Below are 215 nucleotides of genomic sequence, written 5' to 3'. Positions count from 1 at the left end.
ATCAGGGTGTTCTTCAGGCTCCGATCACCCGGGCTCCTGGAAGAAGAGCACGAAGTTGTCGAAGCCGATGAAGGTCGCCTTGAACAACGTCCACCGGGTGAAGGCGAAGTAGAAGCTGAACACCGTCGGGACGATGAACAGCGCGAGGTAGACGATGCCGCCGGGGATGTGGAACCACAGCGGGTAGGTCGCATCGACGTGCCGTGCGGAGGGCC

At 61.4% G+C, this 215-nt stretch carries 1 pseudogene; it reads right to left on the bottom strand.

The window, feature by feature from the left end:
• Positions 1-24: 24 nt before the first annotated feature.
• Positions 25-215: pseudogene (locus BN358_RS27335) on the bottom strand (sugar ABC transporter permease); the annotation flags it as partial.

This window comes from Sedimentibacter sp. B4 (assembly GCF_000309315.1).
GTDB classification, from domain to species: Bacteria; Bacillota; Clostridia; order Tissierellales; family Sedimentibacteraceae; genus Sedimentibacter; species Sedimentibacter saalensis.
Note: the sequence above shows the minus strand (reverse complement) of the source record. Positions and strands in the feature narration are given on the sequence as shown.